At 72.6% G+C, this 3,928-nt stretch carries 4 protein-coding genes; 1 reads left to right on the top strand and 3 read right to left on the bottom strand.

Annotation, left to right across the window (positions count from 1 at the left end):
- Positions 1–206: 206 nt before the first annotated feature.
- Positions 207–1,052 (bottom strand): mycothiol conjugate amidase Mca, encoded by an 846-nt coding sequence (gene mca, locus G3I65_RS41105; RefSeq protein WP_160700872.1) that lies wholly within the window; start codon positions 1,050–1,052, stop codon positions 207–209.
- Between the two features lie 40 nt (positions 1,053–1,092).
- The gene (locus G3I65_RS41100; protein WP_309235957.1) at positions 1,093–2,403 is read right to left on the bottom strand and encodes a DHA2 family efflux MFS transporter permease subunit; all 1,311 of its coding nucleotides are present in this window, start codon (positions 2,401–2,403) and stop codon (positions 1,093–1,095) included.
- Positions 2,404–2,493: 90 nt separating this feature from the next.
- Here G3I65_RS41100 and G3I65_RS41095 point away from each other — a divergent pair, with 90 nt between their 5' ends.
- Positions 2,494–3,084 carry a TetR/AcrR family transcriptional regulator gene (locus G3I65_RS41095; RefSeq protein WP_160700871.1) on the top strand — a complete coding sequence of 197 codons (591 nt, stop codon included), beginning with the start codon at positions 2,494–2,496 and terminating at the stop codon, positions 3,082–3,084.
- Here the strand turns inward: G3I65_RS41095 and G3I65_RS41090 are convergent.
- A partial coding sequence (locus G3I65_RS41090) for a DUF4328 domain-containing protein (RefSeq protein WP_239071751.1) occupies positions 3,081–3,928 on the bottom strand: 848 nt, incomplete at its 5' end. The two genes, G3I65_RS41095 and G3I65_RS41090, sit on opposite strands and share 4 nt — an antisense overlap.

Genomic DNA, 3,928 nt, shown 5'->3' with positions numbered 1-3,928 from the left:
TGGCAACGGGACCGCGGCTGGCCGCCGTGGGGTGAAGGCGGCGGTGCCCGGCTGACGCCGGTGGAATTGCGCCCGGCCGAGCCGAATGGGCGAGCGCGGCGGAAGCCCGGACCGGCCGATGGCAGCGGGCTGCGGCTGCCGCCGTGGGGCGAACCGGGCTGGGCGGGGCACGGGTGGCCATGCCGGAAGGTCGCGGTGGGCGGTGGTCATGGGGTGACTCCGGCGAAGAGGTCGTCTTCCAGTTCGGGGCCGGGCGTCGGGTGGGCTAGGTGGTAGTCCTCGTACGGCCAGGCCTGGCGCTCGATTTCGCGGGAGTGGGCGAAGAACGGGTGGGCCGGGTCGACCTGGGTGGTGTGGGAGCGGAGGGCCTTGTCGCGGGTGGCGAAGTGGGCCTCGCAGCGGATTCGGGTGGTCACCTTGACTGGGTCCTCGGGTGGGAGTTCGGCCAGGACCTCGGTCATCGGGGACTCCAGGCCGGCGGCCAGGGTGGCTTCGTGGAGGGCTAGGAACCACGCTCGGCTCAGGGTGGCCTGGTAGTACAGCTTTTGCGGCTGCCACGGGAGTCCCGTACCCGGGTAGCGGGCGGGGTCGGCCGCGGCGGAGAAGGCTTCGACTGTCACCTCGTGGGTGCGGATGTGGTCCGGGTGGGGATAGCCGCCCGTTTCGTCGTACGTGATCACTACGTGGGGGCGGAACTCGCGGATCAACGCGACCAGCGGGGCCGCTGCCTCGGCCAGCGGCAGAGCCGCGAAGGAGCCTGCGGGTAGCGGCTGGCCGGCGGCGGGGAGGCCGGAGTCGGTCAGGCCGAGGAAACGGTGGCGGACGCCGAGGATCTCCGCGGCGGCGGCCATCTCGCGGCGGCGGATTGCCGGGAGGTTCGCGCGGTTCTCCGCCGTGTCGACGGCCGGGTTCAGGATGTCGCCGCGTTCGCCGCCGGTGCAGGTGGCTACCAGGACGTCGATGCCTTCGGCGGCGTAGCGGGCCAGGGTGGCCGCGCCCTTGCTCGACTCGTCGTCGGGGTGGGCGTGGACCGACAGGAGGCGGAGGGTCATCGGGGGCTCCTCTGGGGGAAGAAGGCTGCGGGGATCAGGGTCAGGGCCGACAGCGCCAGGGCCCAGGTGAACGTCGTGCCGAACGCCGTCGGGGCGCCGACGACGTCAGCGCGTGGTGCAGGATCGCGGCCAGCAAGGCCGTGCCGAGGGAACCGCCGATGCGGTTGACCACGTTGAACGCGCTTGCCGCGCGCGGGATGCGGGACCGCTCCAGCGAGCCGTACAGCGTTGTCATGCCCGGTGTTGTCGCCGCGCCCAGGCCGGCGCCGCGGATCAGGAGGGACAGCGTCAGGAGCAGGCCGCTCGGCTGCGAGCCGAGCTGGGTGAACGTGATCGTGCCCAGTACCGACAGCCCGATGCCGGCCAGCATCATCCGGCGGGGGCCGAAGCGGGCCAGGAGACGGCCGCCCGCGAGCATCACCGCCGCCGAGCCCAGGGCCTGGGGAGCCAGCAGCAGGCCGGCGCGCAACGCGCTCGCCTGCTCGACCTGCTGGTAGTACAGCGGGAGCAGCAGCATCGAGCTGTACAGCGACGCCCCCAGCAAGAACGTGCTCGCGCTCGCCACCGCGAAGCCGCGGTTGTGGAACAGCGTCAGGTCCAGCACCGGCGACGGCGTCCGGGACGCGTGGAAGCCGTACGCCAGCAGCAGCACCGCGCCCGCCACCGTGGCCACCAGGACACCCTCGGACAAGCCGTAGACCAGCGCGCCCAGCCCCGGCGACAGCAGCGCGATCCCGACGACGTCGAGCGGCGCGCGGACGCCGCCCGGCTCGGGGGCCGGGAGGAGGCGGCGGGCGAACAGGAACGTCGCCACGCCCAGCGGGACGATGCCGAAGAACATCCAGCGCCAACCGAAGTCCGCCACCAGCGCGCCGCCGAGCATCGGGCCCAGTACCGGGGCCACCGTCGCCGGCAGGGTGATCACGCCGATCATCCGGCCCAGCGCCGGGCCCGCCGCCTGCGCGAACACCGCCTGGCCGACCGGCTGCATCAGCCCGCCGCCCAGGCCGTGGAGCACCCGGAACGCGATCAGCGCCGGCGCCGACCAGGCGAAGCCGCACAGCAGCGTGCCCGCCGTGAAGAGGGCGACCGCGGTCAGCCACACCGCGCGTCCGCCGAAGCGGTCGGTCAGCCAGCCCGACAGCGGGATCGCCACCGAAGCCGCCAGCAGGTACGCGCTCGCCACCCACTGCACCGTGGTCAGCGGGCTGTCCAGGTCACGCGCGATCGAGTCGATCCCGACGGTCACGATCGTCGCGTCCAGGATCGACAGCACCGCGCCCATGATCAGGACGCCCCCGAGCCGCCACAGCGCCGCTTCGGGACGAGCCACCGCCGTTGTCACATCCACCCCCAGAAGATTAGGTCGGACCTCAGATTAGGTCCGACCCACTCACTGGGTCAAGCACAATCTTGGGTCCGACCCAGTAGAGTGACGGGCATGAGCGAGGGACTCCGTGCCCAGAAGAAGCACGAGACCAGGAAGACCATCTCGGACGTGGCCACGCGGCTGTTCATCCGCAACGGCTTCGAGGACGTGACGATCGCCGAGATCGCCGCCGAGGCCCGCGTGGCCAAGATGACCGTCACGAACCACTTCCCGCGCAAGGAAGACCTGGTCTTCGACATCCGCGCGGACTTCGCGGCGTGGCCGTCGTCGCTGATCCGCGACAGCGTCTTCCACGACACCCGCGAGCTGTACTTCGAGGCACTGGGCGCCCAGCACGCACTGGTCGGCTTCTCCGGGCCGGGCTTCGTGCGGATGATCAAGGAGAGCCCGGTCCTGACGAACGCGCTGCACGAGATGCACCGCGAGCGCGAAGCGAACCTCGTCCACCTGCTGGTCCGGCGGCACCCCGACCAGGGCCTGCCCCCGGTGCTCGCCGCCGCGCACCTCACCACCGTGCTGCGGGTGCTCTTCGAGGAGGTGTTCGACCGGACGCTGGAGAACGGAGAAGCGATCGTCGACGAGCTGTGGCCGGTCGCGGAACAGGCCTTCGACCAGCTCGAACCGGCCTTCGGCGGTTACTAGCGCGCGGCCCCGGCCGGCCGGGCGCTCCGCAGCTCGGGCTCCGGAGCACCGGTCACCTTGAGCACGCGCATCGAGCGCACGGCCCGCGCGTCCGAGGGCGCAAGCAGAGCCGAGAACCGCCGGACGACCAGCGCGGTCACCACGGCGAGCGCGGCCGCGGCCAGGTCGGTCAGCGCGACCAGCAGGACGCTGTCGGCCATCGACTGCACGTCGCCGCGGAAGCGCCAGACGATCGAAACGCCGAGCAGCACCCAGTTCAGCAGCCAGGCGCCCCACCACACCACGACCTGGCGAGACGGCTTCGGGCGGACGTCACGCGGGCGGCCCAGCACCGCGTGCTCCAGCTCGCCGACGATCGAAAGCGCCATCGGCAGGTTCGCGACCGGCACGAGGACGCCGACGAACACCTGCCACACCGGGCGCGGCGGGTCGTCGCCCGAGACGTCGGCCGCCGCCTGGCGCGCGACCAGCAGCCACCACAGCGACAGGCCGGCGGGCAGCAGCGCGAGGATCGCGGCCAGCAGGCCCGCGGCCAGCACGAACCCGTCGGAGAAGGCCACCACCGAGCGGGACAACGCGGCATCGCGGCCCAGCACGAGCAGCACGTACCGCCAGATCTCGGCGCCGGCGGCGACCACGGCGAGCGCGGCGAACCCGAACAGGACGGCGATCAAGCTGCGGCTGAGCACCGGCACGCGGTCGATCGGGCGGATCTCGTCGGACGCCGTGCCGGGCACCGACGTCGGGCGGCGCCAGACCAGGTTCGGGAAGCCCCAGCGCGGCGGGACCGGGTACGACGGCGGGCCGAGGTACCGCTCGGGCACGACCACCCGGCGCCGCGGCC

This window comes from Amycolatopsis sp. SID8362 (assembly GCF_010550475.1).
In the GTDB taxonomy this organism is placed as follows: domain Bacteria; phylum Actinomycetota; class Actinomycetes; order Mycobacteriales; family Pseudonocardiaceae; genus Amycolatopsis; species Amycolatopsis eburnea.
Note: the sequence above shows the minus strand (reverse complement) of the source record. Positions and strands in the feature narration are given on the sequence as shown.